Raw genomic sequence first — 18,760 nt, forward strand, 5'->3', positions numbered from 1 at the left:
GTGTGTGAATGCGCTGACTATTCAACTGGTGCACTGCGATCCAATTGTGGGAGCGGGCTTGCTCGCGAAGGCGTTGTTTCGGTGTACATATCCGTTTCTGCGGTAACGGCTGCTTATGGTTCCGCTCTTACAGCGGCTCACTTTTGGAGAGGCCCAAAAGTAAGCAAAAGGCCTTCGCCCCACCACTCGGCACCTCGCCTAGGCTCGGTGTGCCCTCACTCCGGCTTTGGAGCGTGGGCCGCCGCGATGGGCCATCCTTGGCCCAGCGCGGCTAACCCGGCGTCCTGCCGGGTTGCCCACGCTCCAAAGCCTGCGTTCGGCCAGCGTGGTTTTACGGGGCGCCTGAGATCAAAATCAAAAGCCAAATCAAAAGCTGATCTGCTTTTCTGTGGGAGCTGGCTTGCCTGCGATAGCATCAACCGGGTCTCCCTGATACACCGAGGTGACTGCATCGCAGGCAAGCCAGCTCCTACATTTGACCGCGTTGTAAAAAAAGGTGTGACGCTATGCTCCAACTGATCCTCGGCGGCGCCCGCTCCGGCAAAAGCCGTCTTGCCGAAAAGCTCGCCAGCGACAGCGCTTTGCCGGTCACTTACATCGCCACCAGCCAACCTTTGGATGGCGAGATGAATGAGCGTGTCGCCTTGCATCGTCAACGTCGCCCCGACCATTGGGGCTTGGTCGAAGAGCCTATCGAACTGGCGCGGGTGCTGCGCGAAAACGCGGCTGCCGAGCGCTGCCTGCTGGTGGATTGCCTGACCCTGTGGCTGACCAATCTGCTGATGCTGGAAGACCCGGAGCGCTTGGCTTTGGAGCGCGATCAACTGCTGCAAACCCTGGCCTCGCTGCCGGGTGAAATCATTTTTGTCAGCAACGAGACCGGTCTGGGTGTCGTGCCGCTGGGCGAATTGACTCGCCGCTATGTGGATGAAGCCGGTTGGCTGCATCAAGCCTTGGCCGAGCAATGTCAGCGTGTGGTCCTGACCGTTGCCGGCCTGCCCCTGACTTTGAAAGGTACTGCGTTATGACTGACACCTGGTGGCTCAACCCGTGTAAGGCGAGCGACGCTCAAGCGTATGAACACGCCCTGGCGCGCCAGCAGCAATTGACCAAGCCGGCCGGTTCCCTCGGCCAGTTGGAAGCGCTCGCGGTGCAATTGGCCGGCTTGCAGGGCCAAGTCAAACCGTCGGTGGATCAGCTATGGATCGCCATCTTCGCCGGTGACCATGGCGTGGTCGCGGAAGGCGTGTCGGCGTTCCCACAGGAAGTCACCGGGCAGATGCTGCATAACTTTGTCACGGGTGGCGCGGCCATCAGCGTGTTGGCGCGGCAGCTGGGGGCGCAGTTGGAAGTGGTCGACCTTGGCACGGTGAATCCGTCCCTGGACCTGCCCGGTGTACGCCACCTGAATATTGGCGCGGGCACCGCAAACTTTGTCAACGGCCCGGCGATGACCGAGGTCCAGGGGCAATTGGCCCTGCAAGCCGGCCGCGACAGCGTGCATCGTGCATCGGTAAACGGTGCGCAGTTGTTTATCGGCGGCGAGATGGGTATCGGCAACACCACCGCTGCCAGTGCGCTGGCGTGTGCCTTGCTCGACTGCCAGGTCAGTGATCTCACGGGGCCGGGCACCGGATTGAATGCCCAGGGCGTCAGCCACAAGGTGGCCGTGATCGAACGTGCACTGGCGTTACACGCCGGACAGCGCGGTGATGCGTTGCACACCCTGTTCAATCTCGGCGGCTTTGAGATTGCAGCCCTGGTGGGCGCGTATCTGGCGTGTGCTCAAGAGGGCATCGTGGTGCTGGTGGATGGGTTTATCTGCACTGTCGCCGCACTGGTCGCGACGCGCTTGAACCCAACTTGCCGGGAGTGGCTGATGTTCGGCCATCGTGGTGCCGAGCCAGGTCATCGTCATGTGCTGCAAAGCCTCGACGCGCAACCGCTGCTGGACCTGGGCCTGCGCCTGGGCGAAGGCAGTGGCGCAGCGCTGGCCGTGCCGTTGTTGCGCCTGGCCTGTGCGCTGCACGGGCAGATGGCGACCTTCGCCGAAGCCGCCGTGGCAGACCGCCCGGCATGACCTTGCGCCTGGACCTGCTGCGACACGGCGAAACCGAACTGGGGGGCGGCTTGCGTGGCAGCCTGGACGACGCACTCACCGTCAAGGGTTGGGCGCAGATGCGCGCGGCGGTAGCGGAGCAGGGGCCGTGGGATCGCGTGGTCAGTTCGCCGCTGCAACGGTGCGCGCGGTTTGCCGATGAATTGGGGGCTCAGCTCAATTTGCCGGTAACGCTGGAAAAGGCGTTGCAAGAGCTGCACTTTGGCGCCTGGGAAGGGCAGAGTGCGGCAGCCTTGATGGAGACCGACGCCGAAGGGCTGGGCCTGTTCTGGGCCGATCCCTACAGTTTCACGCCGCCGGAAGGGGAGCCTGTCAGTGAATTTTCCGAGCGCGTTTTGGGTGCTGTCGCACGCCTGCACCAGGCTTATGCGGGTGAGCGCGTGCTGTTGATCAGTCATGGCGGCGTGATGCGTCTGTTATTGGCACAGGCACGCGGTTTGCCCCGGGAGCAACTCTTGAATGTCGAAGTCGGCCACGGTGGGTTATTCAGCCTGCAAGTTTGCGCTGACGGCGTGCTGAAGGCGCTGGAGTGATCATGCTGCCATTCTGGATCGCCCTGCAATTTCTCAGCAGCCTGCCGATTCGTCTGCCGGGCATGCCGCAGCCTCAGGAGCTGGGACGTTCACTGCTGTTTTATCCGGTGGTGGGGCTTTTGTTCGGCGTGCTGTTGTGGGCCTTGAACACGGTATTGATGGGCGCGCCGCTGTTGCTGCATGCCGCGCTGTTGCTGACGGCCTGGGTGTTGCTCAGCGGCGGCCTGCACCTGGACGGTCTTGCGGACAGCGCCGATGCCTGGTTGGGCGGTTTCGGCGACCGCGAGCGTACGCTCACGATCATGAAGGACCCGCGCAGCGGGCCGATTGCCGTGGTCACCCTGGGGTTGGTGCTGCTGCTCAAGTTCACCGCCTTGGTGGCGTTGATCGAGCAACATGACGGTGCAGCGCTGATCCTGGCGCCGCTGATCGGACGCGCATCGATGCTGGCGCTGTTTCTGACCACACGCTATGTGCGTGCCGGAGGATTGGGCCAGGCGTTGTCGGATCATTTACCGAGGATCGTCGGCCAACAGGTACTGATCCTCAGCGGCCTGGCCTGCATCCTGATCGGCGGCTTCAGGGGTGGGCTTGCGGTATTGCTCGCTGCACTCTGCTTCATGGGCCTGCGCCAACTGATGGTCAATCGCCTGGGCGGCACCACGGGTGACACCGCTGGCGCCTTGCTGGAGCTGCTGGAAGTCGCGGTTCTGGTCGCTCTGGCGCTGTAACACTTTCTTGCATTTCCTTAATCGCGGGTATATACACGTTCCATGCTTGCCTCCCAGTGTTTATGTACCAACCTGCGACGTGCCGCCCGTGGCGTCAGCAGGCATTACGACGGCGCCCTTGATGGCTTCGGGATCAACGTCGCCCAGTATTCGTTGCTGTGCAACTTGCAGCGGCTCGATCAACCGAGCATCTCCAGCCTGGCGGAAGCCATGGGACTTGACCGCAGCACCTTGGGGCGCAACCTTCGGGTGTTGGAAGGCGAAGGCCTGGTGCAACTGGTGGAAGGCGATGACCTGCGCAATCGCCTGGTGATGCTGACGGCGGACGGTGAAGCACGACTCGCTGCAGCTTTACCCGCCTGGGAGGCGGCGCAGCAAAAATTGATCGATCAACTCGGCGCGGAAAAACGCGAAACCTTGTTGGCCTTGCTGGACGAACTCGCCTGAACGCGGGTTTGTTCGACTATAAGCGGGTATATACCCGCGAGCGGAGAATAAGAAATGACTTCCATGTGGCGCACCAGTGGCTGGATTCTTGTGGGGAGTGCGCTGATCCTGGCACTGTCGTTGGGTGTGCGGCACGGTTTCGGCCTGTTCCTGGCGCCGATGAGCAGCGAGTTCGGCTGGGGCCGCGAGACCTTTGCCTTCGCCATCGCCTTGCAGAACCTTATCTGGGGCCTGGCACAGCCGTTTACCGGCGCCCTGGCCGATCGGTTTGGCGCCACCAGAGCGGTGTTTGTCGGCGGCGTTCTTTACGCGGTGGGCCTGGTGCTGATGGGCATGTCCGATTCGGCGTGGTCGCTGTCCCTCAGTGCCGGCCTGCTGATTGGTATCGGCCTGTCCGGCACCTCGTTCTCGGTGATTCTCGGCGTGGTCGGCCGCGCCGTGGCCCCGGAAAAACGCAGCATGGCGATGGGAATCGCGAGTGCTGCCGGTTCGTTCGGTCAGTTCGCCATGGTGCCGGGCACACTGGGTTTGATCAGCTGGTTGGGCTGGTCCGCCGCATTGCTTGCGCTGGGCTTGATGGTGGCACTGATTCTGCCACTGGTCGCCATGCTCAAGGACCGGCCACTGCCGGTGATGACCGGTCAGCAAACCTTGCGCGAAGCCTTGAAGGAAGCGTGCTCTCACTCCGGGTTCTGGCTGTTGGCCTTTGGCTTTTTTGTTTGCGGTTTCCAGGTGGTGTTTATCGGCGTGCACCTGCCGGCGTATCTGGTGGATCAGCACTTGCCAGCCACCACAGGCACCACGGTGCTGGCACTGATCGGGCTGTTCAATATCTTCGGTACCTACACTGCTGGCTGGCTCGGCGGGCGCATGTCCAAGCCGCGTTTGTTGACAGGGTTGTACCTGCTGCGTGCGGTGGTGATCGTGGTGTTTCTTTGGGCGCCGGTTACCGAAGTTACGGCCTACGTGTTCGGCATGGCCATGGGCTTCTTGTGGCTGTCCACTGTGCCGCTGACCAACGGCACAGTCGCGACGCTGTTTGGTGTGCGAAACCTCTCCATGCTTGGTGGGATAGTGTTCCTGTTCCACCAACTCGGTTCGTTCCTGGGGGGCTGGTTGGGTGGGGTGGTCTATGATCGAACCGGTAGCTACGATTTGATCTGGCAGGTGGCAATTCTGTTGAGCCTGCTCGCCGCGGCCTTGAATTGGCCGGTGCGTGAGCGGCCAGTGGCGCGATTGCAGGCGCAGATGGAGGCGGCATGAGCATAGCGATACGTGGTTTAGTCGTTATCGCGGGGTTGATCCTGGTGCTGCTGGCCTGGTGGGGCTGGCAGAACGGCGGTCTCGCGTTGATGCAGTTGGGTATGTCGATCTGTTAACTTCATGGTCTGATTATTTTCAAGGACACACGACATGCAGATGCGTTGGCTCGCTGTACCCGTCTTGATGGCTGTCGGCAGTGCCGCCCTGGCTGCCAGTTGCCCGCCGCTGCTGGAAGGCCAGTTGCCCAAGCTGCGCGCCAAGGAATCCATCGACCTGTGCGAGCGGTTTGCCGGCAAACCCTTGGTCATCGTCAACACGGCGAGCTTCTGTGGGTTCGCCCCACAGTTCAAAGGTCTCGAAGCCTTGTACCAACGCTACAAGGGCGAAGGGCTGGAAGTGATCGGCGTGCCCTCCGATGACTTCAAGCAGGAAGCCAAGACCGGCGAAGAGACGGCTAAAGTCTGCTATGTGAATTACGGCGTGACCTTCACCATGACCGAACCACAGAAGGTCAAGGGGCCGGATGCGGTACATCTGTTCAAGGTGTTAGCGCAGCAGACCGACGCGCCGCCGAAGTGGAACTTCTACAAGTACGTGGTGGATCGGCAGGGCAAGGTGATTGCCAATTTCTCCAGCCTGACCAAGCCGGACAACCCGGACCTGATCAAGGCGGTGGAAGAGGCGATTGCTTCCAAGCCTTGATTGTCAGCCGTTAAAAAGCCCCGCCTCCTTTGCAGGAGAGCGGGGCTTTTTTACACCTGTCTGGATCAGAAGGTGTAGGTCATGCCCAGGCCGAAACCATTGGCACTGTTTTCGTACTTGGCGCGGTAGCTCGCCGTCGACGGTGCATCAGCGGTCTGGTTGACCTTGATGTCTTCTTCTTTCAGGTAGGAGTAAGCCAGGTCGACGGTCATGTTATCCATGACTTTGTAGCCCAGGCCAACGCTGAAAATCGTACGGTCGCCAGTCGGGATGCGCGGCGAGCGGTCAGTATTGTTGGTGGGCGACTGGTCGAACGTCAGGCCGGTACGCAGCACCACTTGCTTGGTCAACTGGTAGGAGGTACCCACCGCGTAGGCCCAAGTGTCGTGCCAGTTTTGTTCTTCGGTGATGGAAGTGAGTTGGCTTGTTGCCAAAGCGCCGCCAGCGGCTGTAACGCCTTCGTTGTTGACGGTGATTTCCTTCAGGCGGCTCCAGCGCGTCCAGGTAGCACCGCCATACAATTTCCAGGCATCGGTCAGGTCTTGAGTGACCGACAGGTCGTAGGACTCAGGCGTGTCGATTTTCAGCGAAGCATCGTAACGGTTGTTTCGCAAAAACGGTTGAGTCGCCGTAGGGCCGCTGACGGTGGTGTGGCCTTCAAGCTTGTACTTGACCTTCGAGTGGTAGGTCAGGCCGACACGGGTGGTATCGGTGGCCTGGACCAGTACGCCGACGTTGAAGCCCAGCGCGGTATCGTCACCCTTGATCTTGACGTTGGTATCGCTGACGGCAGGGTTCAGCGTCCTGTCCGATTCCAGTACACCGGAAATCCGGTTGATGGTCGGGCCAAAGCCGATGGATACGCGGTCGTTGAAGGCATAGCTGACAGTTGGCTGGAAGGTCATGACCTTCACTTCGCTCTTGCTGCCGAAGCCACGGCCCTGGAAGCCGTTTTCATAGTCGGTCACCAGGCCAAACGGTGCATATACACCGAAGCCGATGGCCCACTGATCATTGAGTTTGTTGGTGTAGAAACCGAATGGCACCGCGGTGAACGGGACCATGTCGCCTTTATTCGAGCCGCGCGAGTTGCCGCCGGTGTCGCTGATGTCAGTCGAGGCATCAATTGCTGCAACGCCACCCGTGATTTGCTGGCCATTCAGGCGAGCCATACCGGCAGGGTTACCGTAAACAGTGCTTGCATCATCGGCAGAAGAAGAGCGACCCGCGAAACCGGTACCCATCCCGCTCACGCTTTGTTCGTTCAGCGCGAAACCGCTTGCAAACAGTTGGGAGGAGGCCATGGCAACGGCGAGGCTAAGTGTGGTCTTGAGCATTACTTTTTTCATTATTAGAACTCCGAGTGATCACCGCTGCGGAAAGTATCAATAAATTTAACATCGCGCTATAGGCTGAAACGTAGGAGATAGAGCGGTTTTGTAGGACAATCCGACCAGAATTCAGGTTTATTGACGAATCTTGCAAATTGCCCGGTCAGCAAACCACGTGATTCATGGGTGAAACACAGGTTTGCCAGGCTTGAGTGAAATCGCGCAGACGTCCCTGAGGGTGAAAAATTTCTTTCCAGATACGCGCCATACCCAGCACATCACCCGGCGGGGGCAGTGCGAGAGTGTGTTGTTCGACTAAAAGCCAGGCAATGGCCGTGGCGTAGCGCAGGTTAACCGTCAGTTCGAGTTGCGGCGCGCTGAGGAACGCATGCTGGCTGGCCAGGCCGCGCACTAGGCTCGCGCGATCGGGGTCCAGCGCGAGGTAATCGTCCCACAAGGCGCGATGGCGAGGTTCGGTGATGCTGTACAGGCCGTGTCCACGCCGGTCATGCAAGGCGGAACCCAATTCCGATTGGCTGGCGGCAATGCCCAGCAGCAAGGACTCAGCCGTTTGGTTATGGCGGCCGAGGTAAAGCAAGGTCGGCCGGATCACATAACGACACAATTCGCTGGCAGCGATACCCATACACGCCTCAATCCGTGAAAGTGGTCGGCGAGTCCTGAGAAGGGGGCTTGGCAGCGTTGGATCGGGTCTCAGGCCCGCCGGAAGCGGATCAAGCCGCTTGAGTTGAAGTGTAGTGTCATATTCGTGATGTAAAGGACTGTTTTTAAAACATCTTCTGCATTTAGTTATAACGGTTATATCTATTTGAACTTAGGGCAAAAGGTTGATACTCAAATCGCAGGCAATAAAAAACCCTGCTTTTTGAGCAGGGCCTTTTGTGTTTCAGCGACTCGGGTCGATCAGGCAACCAGTGCCTGACGGGTACGCTCGATCACGGCCTGCAGCGGTTCTGCGCTGGAGTATTGATCGGGGTACAGGCGTTCGCTGTGACGTGCGATGCCGTGTTCGTTAACCAGGGTGAAGCTGAAGCAGCCTTTGCGAGCGGCCATGATCAGGCAGTTCATTGGGGCAAAAGCGTTGGTGAGGGTGCGAATGGCATCCTGAGTATGGATTTGAGCGTTCATCTTATGGGTGTTCCTACAAATGACACGGATTAAGAGCCGTGCCTTATTAAAACGTTCCAGTGACGTTGATCACTATTGATCAAACGAAGAACCCGACTGGAACAAAGCAGCCAGTTTGAAGCGCTAATAATTTAGGCGCGCTTGGGCTGGCAGGTAGGTACTTAGGAGGGCAGGCAACACAACAGGGGCAAAGGTTCTGGGCCCGGGGTGAAGATCCTGATCAATTTGCAGGCTGGTTCGGTCAGAGTATTGAAACTTCGCGACACCCTTTGCTTGTTCAAAGGCCGTGTCGTCGCAAGTGATACCTGGAAACCATCGAGGTGGTCGATCCCGTGTTGTTCAGGGGAGTTGTTCGACCAGAATTGACTTTCAGCTTGGTACTAACGCCGCGGATAGTAACGGATTGAATCAGGTAAGGGAAGTGTGTTGGCCAAAAAACTTCAATTAACCGCCCAGCAGGCCTCGATAGAACAACACGGTGATCGCCGCTGCCAGCGAGCAGCCCAGTCCGTAGGCGGCGAGCGTCAAGCGCAGGGACTGGCCGGTCTCGACCACCTTCATCACATCGGCCATGTCATTGATGCGGCCTTCGCCCAATTCAATGCACAGGCTCACGGCAGTGAAAGCCGCCGACAGCAGGATAGCGATGGCAAATAGCGCGCCATCCGGGGAGGGCAGTGCCGCATTGATTCCCAGGGAAGCGGAGCAGATGGCCAGTAGCAACACGGCGAACAACAGCATTCCTTTCATCGACTCACCCACCGTTGCGTTTTAGGGCGGGGAGTGTGGCGAGCCAGCAAAGATTTGAAAAGTCCCTGTTTTGCCCTGGCGGTAACATTATTGCGGCGAATTGCTTCAAGAAAAGCCGGCGATATAACCAGCGGATGGGTACTTGTGCACATTAGTTGCGGGGTGTGTAACCGCGCTGTCAACTGCACTGCAGAGCCACCAGTTGCCTGCAATGGAAATTTAAGTCAATGAAAAATCTGGCTTTTTTTTATTGGTGAAAAAATCGTCAGTTTGACTGCGACCCCCATGCCATGGGGCTTTGCGCGAGTTAAAGCAGGGTTGTCCACTGAGTTATCCACAGCTTCTGTGGATTGTCCCGAGCGCTTGCTCTAGAACGGGCGTACAGAGTTTTTTCAGCTTTACCTGTACGAAAAAAAGAGTAGAGTGGCGCGCCTTCCGTTCTGTCCCACAGTGCTTTATGAAGTTTCGCTCAGTATCACCTTCTGTTACCGACACTCCTCAAACTGTTACCGCTCCCAAACGCTTCTCCTTGAAAGTTGCCTTGTGGTTGCTCGACAGCCCCCGCCTGGGTCACAACACCAACGTCAAACGCTTCGCCGGGCGTTTGCTCAAGCAGCCGGCCCGTGAAGGCGTGGTTGCCGCCCAAAGCCGCCTGGGCCAACTGATGTGCCGTGAGTGCGGAAATGCCCGCGACCGCCGCATCGGCCACGACCTGCTGCGCCTGGCGGCCCGCGCCGGTGACCGCCGCGCCCAGCGTGAACTGGGCCAGGTCGAAGACTGAGCTGTCCTCAGGCCCTGTGCTCCGCTAACCTTGCTTTTTTTCGGTGATGGCAGACATGTCTATGGTTTTTGACTGGACCAGTATTGCCCTGGGCCTTGCTGGCGCAGCTGTGCCTTTATTGGCCGTGTGCTGGCAGCTTCAGCGCCGGCTGACCGCGCGCATGACCGGCTGGGAACTGCTCGAAGAGCGCCTGGCGACCGCGCAACTGGCCCAGGAAGGCCTCGCCGCACAGTTGGATGCCAGCCGCGATGAGATCAGCGATCTGAGCCAGGCCAACGCGGCCAAGCAGGCTGACTTGGCCGCTGTGCGCCGCGAAGTCGAACTGCTGCAGATCGACCGCGACAACGCGCGCGACGCCGCCCACGCCTGGAACCTCGACCGCAGCGCCAGGGAGACGGAGCTCCGCCGCCTCGATGCGTTGTCGGCCGCTTTGCGCGCAGAACTGCGTGAACAGCAGGATAGCCATCAACAACGCCTAGCCGACCTGCAAGGCTCTCGGGATGAACTGCGTGCACAGTTCGCCGAACTGGCCGGCAAGATCTTCGACGAGCGTGAACAGCGCTTCGCCGAAACCAGCCAGGAGCGCCTGGGCCAACTGCTCGACCCATTGAAAGAGCGCATCCAGTCCTTCGAAAAACGCGTGGAAGAGAGCTATCAGAGCGAGGCGCGCGAGCGTTTTTCCCTGGCCAAGGAGCTTGAGCGCCTACAGCAACTGAACCTGCGCCTGTCAGACGAGGCCACCAACCTGACCCGCGCGCTCAAGGGCCAGAAAACCCAAGGCAACTGGGGCGAACTGATCCTTGAGCGGGTGCTGGAGCATGCGGGCCTGGAGAAAGGCCGCGAGTACCAGACCCAGGTCAGCCTGAAGGGCCCGGACGGCGAGCGTTTCCAGCCCGACGTGCTGATCATGTTGCCCGGCGACAAGCAGGTGGTGGTGGATTCCAAGGTCAGCCTCACCGCGTATCAACAGTACGTGGCCGCGGATGATGATGTGATCGGCCAGGCGGCGTTGAAGCAACACGTGCTGTCGCTGCGTAATCACGTCAAAGGTTTGGCCGGTAAGGATTACAAACGCCTGGAAGGCCTGCACAGCCTGGATTTCGTGTTGCTGTTCGTGCCGATCGAAGCAGCGTTTTCCGCTGCGTTGCAGGCCGAACCGAATCTGTTCCAGGAAGCGTTCGACCGCCATATCGTGATCGTCAGCCCGACCACGTTGCTCGCTACCCTGCGCGTGATCGACAGCCTGTGGAAGCAGGAGCGCCAGAGCCAGAACGCGCGAGAAATCGCCGAGCGTGCGGGGTGGCTGTATGACAAGTTCGTGCTGTTTATCCAAGACCTGGATGAAGTAGGTAACCGCTTACAACAGCTGGATAAGGCTTACAGCTCGGCGCGAAACAAGCTGACAGATGGACGCGGAAATCTGGTCAGCCGGACCGAGCAATTGCGGTTGCTTGGTGCTCGGGCCAGCAAGAGCTTGCCGGCGGATTTGTTGGAGCGGGCGATGACCGATTCAGACGGTGTTGCCCATCTACCTGAATAAGATGCGGTGGGTGTGGGAGCTGGCTTGCCTGCGATAGCGGTCGTGAAAGATCCACCGTTATCGCAGGCAAGCGAGCTCCCACATTTGACCCAGTCGGACCGGCCTACAGCGGCAAATGCCGACTCAGCAAAGCCCGCAACGCCGCCGGCTTGACCGGTTTAGCCAAATAATCCAGCCCCGCCGCATGCACCTCGGCCATCATCTCCGGGCGGCCGTCGGCACTGATCACCACGCCGGGAATCGGCTCCGCCAATTGCGCGCGCAGCCATCCCATCAACTCAGTACCGGTTTCGCCATGGTCCAGGTGGTAGTCCACCAGGGCCAGTTGCGGGCGCACGCCATCCGCCAGCAACGCCGCGCATTGCGCCTGGTCCGTCGCGGTCCACACTTCACACCCCCACCGCGTCAACAGGCTGCGCATGCCGATCAGAATGCTCTCTTCGTTATCCACGCACAGCACCTGAGCACCGCTCAGCGGCAGGCCGGTTTCCTGTGGTGTCTTGACCTGCGGGCTGGCCTGGTTGCGCGCCAGTGGCACGCGCACACTGAATACGCTGCCTTTGCCAGGCCATGAGCGCACGCTCAGGCGATGGCCCAGCACACGGCACAGGCCGTCTGCGATGGCCAGGCCAAGCCCCAGGCCTTTCTCCGCGCGGGTCTGGTGGCTGTCCAAACGCTTGAATTCTTCAAAGATCACTTGCTGTTTATCCAACGGTATCCCGGGGCCACGGTCCCACACTTCCAGGCACAGTTCGCCCTTGCGTCGACGTACGCCCAGCAGCACCGGGCCGTCGGCATAACGGAAGGCGTTGGTGAGAAAATTCTGCAGGATTCGCCGCAGTAACTTGATGTCGCTGTCGACACGCACTCGACTGCCGCGCAGGCGGAAGCGCAGACCCTGCTCCTGGGCCAGCGCCTTGAACTCTGCCCCCAAAGTGTCGAACAGCTCGTTGAGTACAAAAGGCTGGCGCTGCGGATTGATCTTGCCGTTTTCCAGGCGTGAGATATCCAGCAGGTCGCTGATCAGGTCTTCGGCGGAGCGCAGCGAGCTGTCCAGGTGCTGCACCAATTGCCGGGCTTCGCCGGACAGGCCTTCGTTCTGGTGCGAGAGGGCGGCGGAGAACAGGCGTGCAGCGTTCAAGGGCTGCATCAGGTCATGGCTGACCGCCGCCAGGAAGCGCGTCTTCGACTGGCTGGCGGACTCGGCCACGCCCTTGGCGTCGGTGAGCGCTACGTTGAGCTGCGACAGCTCATGGGTGCGCTCGGTCACCCGTCGTTCCAGGCCTTCGTTGGCCTCCGTGAGTGCCTGCTCGGCTTCGCGGAAGGCGGTAATGTCAGTGAAACTCATGACGAAACCGCCGCCGGGCATCGGGTTGCCGATCAGCTCGATCACCCGCCCATTGGGGAATAAACGTTCAGAGGTGTGCGCACGGCCCTGGCGCATCCAGTGCAGGCGGCGCGCCACGTGAACCTCGGCTTCGCCCGGCCCGCACAGGCCGCGTTCGGCGTTGTAGCGGATGATGTCGGCAATCGGCCGACCGACGCTGATCAGCCCGTCCGGGTAGTTGAACAACTCCAGGTAACGCCGGTTCCAGGCCACCAATTTGAGGGACTGATCGACCACGCTGATGCCCTGGGTGATGTTCTCAATAGCACCTTGCAGCAATGCGCGGTTGAACTGCAGCACTTCCGACGCTTCATCGGCGATGCGTACTACGTCCTCCAGCTGCATCTCGCGCCCTTCGATGGCGGCTTTCACCACCGCCCGGGTCGACGATGCGCCGAGTACACCCGCCAGCAACCGCTCCGTGTGGGCGATCCACTCGTTGTCTGCGTTCTGATTGGGGTTGAAGCCTTTACCCTGGCGATAGGCAAAGCGGATGAAGCTTTGCTGTGCCCGTTCCTCACCCACGAAGCGTGCGGCCAGGCTGAGCAAGTCGCTGATCTGCACCGACAGCATCGAGCGTGCGGTGGCGCGCTGGCTGATTTCCTGGCCGATAAACCGCCCGGCTTGCCAATGCTCGGAAACCCGCGTGCGGGACAGCATCGACACCCACACAAACAGCGTAAAGTTACCCGCCAGGGAGAACACCGTGCCCAAGGTCAATGAGGTGACGGACAGACCCAGCGGGTGCGAATGCATCCACGTCAGTCCTGGGAAAAGGCTAAGGGACCAACCCAGGCTTTTCGCCGTAACCGGTAGGACCAAGGTGTAGAACCACAGGAAAGTGCCCGCAGCGAGCCCCGCGAATACACCGCGTCGGTTGGCTTGCTTCCAATACAGTGCGCCGAGCATCGCCGGCGCCAGTTGGGTGACGGCGGCAAAGGCGATCTGGCCGATGGTCGCCAGGCTCGCGGTTGAGCCCAACAGGCGATAGCTCACGTAGGCCAACAGCAGGATGATCACGATGCTGACCCGGCGTACCGACAGCATCCAGTGGCGGAACACTTCGAACGGTCGCTCGGCGCCGGAACGGCGCAGCAGCCAGGGCAGCAGCATGTCGTTGGACACCATGGTCGACAAGGCAATGCTCGCCACGATCACCATGCCGGTGGCCGCTGAAGCGCCGCCGATAAACGCCAGTACGGCGAGTGCGGGATGGGCTTCGGCCATCGGCAGGCTGATCACGTAGGAGTCGGGCATTACCGAGCTGGGCAGCATCATCTTGCCGCCCAAGGCGATCGGTACTACAAACAGCGCGGCAAGAATCAGATACGCGGGAAACACCCATTTGGCCAGGCGCAGATCCTGAGGGTCGATGTTCTCCACCACCGTGACATGGAACTGCCGAGGCAGGCAGATGATCGCCATCATCGCGACACCGGTCTGCACCACCATGGACGGCCAGTTGACGGTCTCTTTCCAGTATTCATCCAGGCGGGGGGCGAGCATCGCTTGGCTGAAAAGGTCGCCGAATCCGTCGTACAAGCCGTAGGTCACAAACGCGCCGACCGCGAGAAACGCGAACAGCTTGACGAGGGATTCAAACGCAATCGCCAGCACCATACCGCGGTGGTGCTCCGTGGCGTCGAGGTTGCGTGTACCGAAGACAATCGTGAACAGCGCCAACACCAGTGACACGATCAGCGCGGTGTCTTGAGCACGAGTGCCGGTGGTGTCGGCGCCAGCGCCGATCAGCAGATTGACGCCCAGCACGATGCCTTTGAGTTGCAGCGCGATGTAGGGCAGTACCCCCACCAGGCAGATCAACGCGACCACCACCGCCAACGATTGGGATTTACCGTAGCGCGCGGCGATAAAGTCGGCGATGGACGTGATGTTTTCCTGCTTGCTGATCAAGATCATCTTTTGCAGGACCCAGGGTGCCAACACCAGCAACAGCACCGGTCCCAGGTAGATCGGTAAAAATGCCCACAACTGTTCGGCGGCCTGACCTACAGCACCGAAGAATGTCCAACTGGTGCAATACACGGCCAGCGACAGGCTATACACCCAGGCACGCATGCGCGGCGGCAGTGGCGCACGGCGACGGTCACCATAGAAGGCGATGGCAAACATTATGGCCATATAGGCCAGGGCAACGGCGGCGATCAGCCCGCTGGACAGCGTCATGGTAACTCCGAGCATGGGAACACCCGGGCATTCCAGGCCCGGTTGGACAGTCTCGCATGATGCTCGGGGTTAGTCAGTGTCGACCAAGGTCGGGTGAGTGGTTCGTGTGGGCGCCCGCGGTGCGACGCCACGACTTGCCCGCAACGCAGCGACGCGTCCTCTGAATGAACCTGCGGTGTATCTACACATTTTCAATGTCATAGCACGTAGCAGCTGTCGAGCCCCGGCGAGGCTGCGTTGGCGGCCTGTCTGACACACCGCTGACGCAGCCTCGCCGAGGCTCGACAGCTGCTACGCAGAGGACTTGCTCGCAGGCAAGCCAGGCGCCGCCGTTATCGAGGCGGCAGGGTCTTTTGGCGCAGGATGTAGATCGTCACCAGCACGGCACTGGTCAACATGAAGCCACGTGCCCACGGCAATGGCACCAGGTAGCAGGACACACTGATGCTCAACCACATCAAGCCGATGGCGTAGACCTTGCCTTTAAGAGGGATACCGTTGCCGTCCAGGTAGTCGCGGATCCACGGACCCAGGCGCGGGTGTTGCACCAGCCAATGGTAGAAGCGTGGGGAGCTTCGGGCGAAGCAAGCGGCGGCGAGCAGCAGGAAGGGCGTTGTCGGCAAGACCGGTAGGAAGATGCCGATCACCCCCAGCGCTACGCTCAACCAGCCGATGGCCAGCAGCACGTAGCGCAGGAGCAGCGAACGATTGCCCATGGGTGTCACGGGCAAGCGACTCAGTGGTGACGTGGCTTGAGGATCGCCGGTTTTTCGTCAGGGGCGTTGCACAGCAGGTACAGCGCGGTGAGGGCTTCCGGGATCTGTACGATCATGTCGTCCATCAGGTTGGCGTCGGCGGCGATATCGGCGAACTCCGGCTGGTCGTCGAACAGGCCCGACCCCACCATGATCGGCAGCAACATTTCGCTCACTTCTTCCTCGGCAGTTTCGAACCAGGCGGCTTCGCGCAGGAACACGCCTTCCATGAAACCGATGCACCAGCCGCGCAGGTCGGAGTCGTCCGGCTCTTCGCCCAGGTCCAGTTCGCATGGCAGCTCGAATTCTTCGTCCGACGCCAGTTGGCGACCGATGTGGGCCTTGAGGGCCAACAGGGTGGATTCGATTTCTTCGCGTTGCGCGTCGTCGGCGTAGTGCGGCTCTTCGGCGAACAGGGCGTCGATCCATTCACGGTCGGGTACGACCTCGGCGCAGATCGACAGGGCGGTCAGATAGCCGTGGGCGGCCACGTAGTCCAGCGCCTCGTCATGCAGCTCATCGGCGTCGAGGAAGGCTTGCAGGCGGGTTAGTTGCTCAGCGAAGGACATTGAAGGACTACCTTGGAAATAAACGATGCTGAATTCTAGGCTTTCTTGAGCGCCCAGGCCAGCCGCCATGCAGATTTGCCCGCTTTTAGAGACGGGCTGCAATTCGTCAGTGGCGCCCTTTGCCGGGTATCGCTCGGGTATACTGCCGCGTTTTGTGATGCCCTTGCAGGCCAAACCCAGCGCGCGAAAACTTCGCTTACGGATTATTTCCCGTGAGACCGGGTTTTTTCGACCAGCCTGTACAGAGGGATTTCCGCACTATTTTGGAGTTTTACATGCTCGAGCAGGCTCAACGCGTCCTCAAGGACATCTTCGGCTACGACAGTTTTCGTGGCCGCCAGGGTGCGATCATTGAGCGCGTGGCCAGTGGTGGTGACGCACTGGTCTTGATGCCTACCGGGGGCGGCAAGTCGTTGTGCTTCCAGGTGCCGGCGCTGTTGCGCAATGGCCTGGCGGTGGTGGTGTCGCCGCTGATCGCACTGATGGACGATCAGGTGGCAACCCTGGAAGAGCTCGGCGTCGCTGCGGCGGCCTTGAACTCTACCCTCAGTGCCGAGCAACAGCGCGACCTGGCGGCCCGTATCAAGCGCGGTGAAGTAAAAATGCTTTACCTGGCCCCTGAGCGCTTGGTGCAGCCGCGCATGCTGGCCTTTCTACAGAGCCTGGAAATCGCCCTGTTCGCCATCGACGAAGCCCACTGCGTATCGCAATGGGGCCACGATTTCCGTCGCGAATACCTGCAACTGGGGCAATTGGCTGAGTTGTTCCCCGACGTTCCGCGGATTGCCCTGACGGCCACCGCCGACAAGCGCACCCGCGAAGAAATCGTCGAGCGGCTGCACCTGCAGAACGCCGAGCGCTTTCTGTCGAGCTTTGACCGGCCGAATATTTTCTACCGCATTGTGCCCAAGGAGCAGCCACGCAAGCAGTTGCTCGCGTTCCTGTCCGAGCGGCGCAGCGACGCGGGCATCGTTTACTGCCTGTCGCGTAAAAAAGTTGATGAAGTCGCCGCGTTCCTCTGCGAGCAAGGTTATCCGGCCTTGCCTTATCACGCCGGCCTGCCCAACGAAACGCGCTCTGCTCACCAGAAGCGCTTCCTCAATGAGGAGGGGCTGATCATGGTAGCCACCATCGCGTTCGGCATGGGCATCGACAAATCCAACGTGCGCTTTGTCGCGCACATGGACCTGCCTAAATCCCTCGAGGCGTACTACCAGGAAACCGGTCGCGCCGGCCGTGATGGCCTGCCGGCGGATGCCTGGATGGTCTACGGCCTGCAAGACGTGGTGATGCTCAAGCAGATGCTGCAGAACTCCGAAGGCGACGAGCGTCACAAACGCCTGGAGCAGCACAAGCTCGACGCGATGCTCTCGCTGTGTGAAGAGACCCGTTGCCGTCGCCAGACCTTGCTGGCGTATTTTGACGAAGACATGCCTGAGCCTTGCGGCCATTGCGACAACTGCATTGATGGCGTGCAGACCTGGGACGCCACGGAGCCGGCGCGTCAGGCTCTGTCCGCTATTTATCGCACGGGCCAGCGTTATGGCGTCGGTCATTTGGTGGACGTGTTGCTGGGCAAGGACAACGAGAAAGTGCGCAGCTTCGGCCACGAGAAACTTTCGGTCTACGGCGTCGGCAAGGCCCGCGCCGAGGGCGAGTGGCGCTCACTGTTCCGGCAGATGGTTGCGCGGGGCTTGGTAGACATCGATATCGAGGGCTTTGGCGGCCTGCGCCTGAACGACAGCTGCCGACCGTTGCTCAAGGGCGAAGTGAGCCTGGAGCTGCGCCGCGACCTCAAGCCGCAGACCACCGCCAAGAGCAGCACCAGCCAGGCCAGTCAGTTGGTGCGTGGCGAAGAGCGCGAGCAGTGGGAGGCCTTGCGCACCCTGCGCCGCAAACTGGCGCAGGAACACAGCGTGCCGCCGTACGTTATTTTTCCCGATTCCACCCTGCTGGAGATGTTGCGCGAGCAACCCACCAGCATGGCCGAGATGGCGCGCGTCAGTGGCGTGGGCGCACGCAAGCTGGAGCGCTACGGCCAGGCCTTCCTTGAAGTGCTCGGCGGCCAGGCCGAAGCGCCGAAGGAAGTCGCCGATATCCGCCACGAACTGATCAGCCTGGCACGCGCCGGCATGACCCCGATCCAGATCGCCGGCCAACTGCAATGCTCGGAAAAGAACGTCTACACCTTGCTGGCGGAATCCATCGGCAAGCAGCAGTTGTCGTTGGAGCAGGCGCTTGATTTGCCAGAGGATCTGCTCGGCGAAATCCAGGATGCGTTTCTCGACGGAGAGGGCGAATTGCCACCTGTGGCGGAGATCGCGCCGCTGTTTACCGGCCGTGTTCCTGAGGGTGTTTTGTACTGCGTGCGGGCGGCTTTGCAGTCTGAATTCGAGATTTAGTGCGCCAATTACGACAATGTAATAGATCAGTACATAGCAACTCTTGCCTACTGGCAAAGCTCATGCTTAGCTGACTAATAATTAGCCACACTTTATTTTCAGTCTAAAACAAGA

17 protein-coding genes are annotated in these 18,760 nt (G+C 60.3%); 10 read left to right on the forward strand and 7 right to left on the reverse strand.

The genetic code is table 11. The features are described from left to right. Positions 1–506 precede the first annotated feature (506 nt). The 7 genes from cobU (at position 507) to JBO08_RS16280 (ending at position 5,795) form a co-directional block, all read left to right on the forward strand. Positions 507–1,028 carry a bifunctional adenosylcobinamide kinase/adenosylcobinamide-phosphate guanylyltransferase gene (gene cobU, locus JBO08_RS16250; protein ID WP_065881187.1) on the forward strand — a complete coding sequence of 174 codons (522 nt, stop codon included), beginning with the start codon at positions 507–509 and terminating at the stop codon, positions 1,026–1,028. Beyond that, entirely contained in the window at positions 1,025–2,080 is a 1,056-nt protein-coding gene (gene cobT, locus JBO08_RS16255) for a nicotinate-nucleotide--dimethylbenzimidazole phosphoribosyltransferase (protein ID WP_065873780.1), read from the forward strand. Before cobU ends, cobT begins: the two co-directional genes overlap by 4 nt. Next, positions 2,077–2,652 (forward strand): alpha-ribazole phosphatase family protein, encoded by a 576-nt coding sequence (cobC, locus tag JBO08_RS16260; protein WP_065881186.1) that lies wholly within the window; start codon positions 2,077–2,079, stop codon positions 2,650–2,652. Before cobT ends, cobC begins: the two co-directional genes overlap by 4 nt. A gap of 2 nt (positions 2,653–2,654) precedes the next feature. Further along, a complete protein-coding gene (locus JBO08_RS16265; protein ID WP_065881184.1) occupies positions 2,655–3,383 on the forward strand; it encodes an adenosylcobinamide-GDP ribazoletransferase in 729 nt (242 codons plus the stop codon). 42 nt (positions 3,384–3,425) lie between these two features. After that, complete coding sequence (locus JBO08_RS16270) at positions 3,426–3,830, forward strand: MarR family winged helix-turn-helix transcriptional regulator (RefSeq protein WP_065873777.1); 405 nt, start codon at positions 3,426–3,428, stop codon at positions 3,828–3,830. Between the two features lie 63 nt (positions 3,831–3,893). Beyond that, the gene (locus tag JBO08_RS16275) at positions 3,894–5,093 is read left to right on the forward strand and encodes an MFS transporter (protein WP_175405798.1); all 1,200 of its coding nucleotides are present in this window, start codon (positions 3,894–3,896) and stop codon (positions 5,091–5,093) included. A 150-nt stretch (positions 5,094–5,243) separates the two neighbouring features. Next, entirely contained in the window at positions 5,244–5,795 is a 552-nt protein-coding gene (locus JBO08_RS16280; RefSeq protein WP_065873775.1) for a glutathione peroxidase, read from the forward strand. Positions 5,796–5,860: 65 nt separating this feature from the next. Here JBO08_RS16280 and JBO08_RS16285 read toward each other — a convergent pair whose 3' ends face one another. The 4 genes from JBO08_RS16285 to JBO08_RS16300 form a co-directional block, all read right to left on the reverse strand. After that, on the reverse strand, positions 5,861–7,144 hold the full coding sequence (locus JBO08_RS16285; RefSeq protein WP_065873774.1) for an OmpP1/FadL family transporter: 1,284 nt from the start codon (positions 7,142–7,144) through the stop codon (positions 5,861–5,863). Positions 7,145–7,289: 145 nt separating this feature from the next. Next, positions 7,290–7,772 carry a hypothetical protein gene (locus tag JBO08_RS16290; protein WP_065873773.1) on the reverse strand — a complete coding sequence of 161 codons (483 nt, stop codon included), beginning with the start codon at positions 7,770–7,772 and terminating at the stop codon, positions 7,290–7,292. Positions 7,773–8,050: 278 nt separating this feature from the next. Further along, complete coding sequence (locus JBO08_RS16295) at positions 8,051–8,275, reverse strand: hypothetical protein (protein WP_003175353.1); 225 nt, start codon at positions 8,273–8,275, stop codon at positions 8,051–8,053. 444 nt (positions 8,276–8,719) lie between these two features. Continuing rightward, the gene (locus tag JBO08_RS16300) at positions 8,720–9,025 is read right to left on the reverse strand and encodes a hypothetical protein (protein WP_065881181.1); all 306 of its coding nucleotides are present in this window, start codon (positions 9,023–9,025) and stop codon (positions 8,720–8,722) included. Between the two features lie 457 nt (positions 9,026–9,482). On the opposite strand from JBO08_RS16300, the gene JBO08_RS16305 reads away from it, so the two are divergent. Both JBO08_RS16305 and rmuC read left to right on the forward strand, forming a co-directional pair. Beyond that, on the forward strand, positions 9,483–9,806 hold the full coding sequence (locus JBO08_RS16305) for a hypothetical protein (RefSeq protein ID WP_065881179.1): 324 nt from the start codon (positions 9,483–9,485) through the stop codon (positions 9,804–9,806). 175 nt (positions 9,807–9,981) lie between these two features. Then, positions 9,982–11,346, forward strand: coding sequence for a DNA recombination protein RmuC (gene rmuC, locus JBO08_RS16310; RefSeq protein WP_175402990.1), 1,365 nt, complete (start codon positions 9,982–9,984; stop codon positions 11,344–11,346). A gap of 103 nt (positions 11,347–11,449) precedes the next feature. On the opposite strand, the gene JBO08_RS16315 is transcribed toward rmuC, so the two are convergent. The 3 genes from JBO08_RS16315 to JBO08_RS16325 all read right to left on the reverse strand — a co-directional run bounded on the left by JBO08_RS16315 (position 11,450) and on the right by JBO08_RS16325 (position 16,244). Continuing rightward, positions 11,450–14,920 (reverse strand): hybrid sensor histidine kinase/response regulator, encoded by a 3,471-nt coding sequence (locus JBO08_RS16315; RefSeq protein ID WP_065873770.1) that lies wholly within the window; start codon positions 14,918–14,920, stop codon positions 11,450–11,452. A 332-nt stretch (positions 14,921–15,252) separates the two neighbouring features. Continuing rightward, positions 15,253–15,636: a YbaN family protein gene (locus JBO08_RS16320; protein WP_065873769.1), complete on the reverse strand. Its 384-nt coding sequence runs from the start codon at positions 15,634–15,636 to the stop codon at positions 15,253–15,255. A 20-nt stretch (positions 15,637–15,656) separates the two neighbouring features. Further along, positions 15,657–16,244, reverse strand: coding sequence for a YecA family protein (locus tag JBO08_RS16325; protein ID WP_049712128.1), 588 nt, complete (start codon positions 16,242–16,244; stop codon positions 15,657–15,659). 275 nt (positions 16,245–16,519) lie between these two features. On the opposite strand from JBO08_RS16325, the gene recQ reads away from it, so the two are divergent. Continuing rightward, a complete protein-coding gene (gene recQ / locus JBO08_RS16330) occupies positions 16,520–18,646 on the forward strand; it encodes a DNA helicase RecQ (protein WP_065881174.1) in 2,127 nt (708 codons plus the stop codon). Positions 18,647–18,760: the final 114 nt, after the last annotated feature.

It is taken from the genome of Pseudomonas sp. LAP_36, assembly GCF_019456785.1.
GTDB classification, from domain to species: domain Bacteria; phylum Pseudomonadota; class Gammaproteobacteria; order Pseudomonadales; family Pseudomonadaceae; genus Aquipseudomonas; species Aquipseudomonas tritici.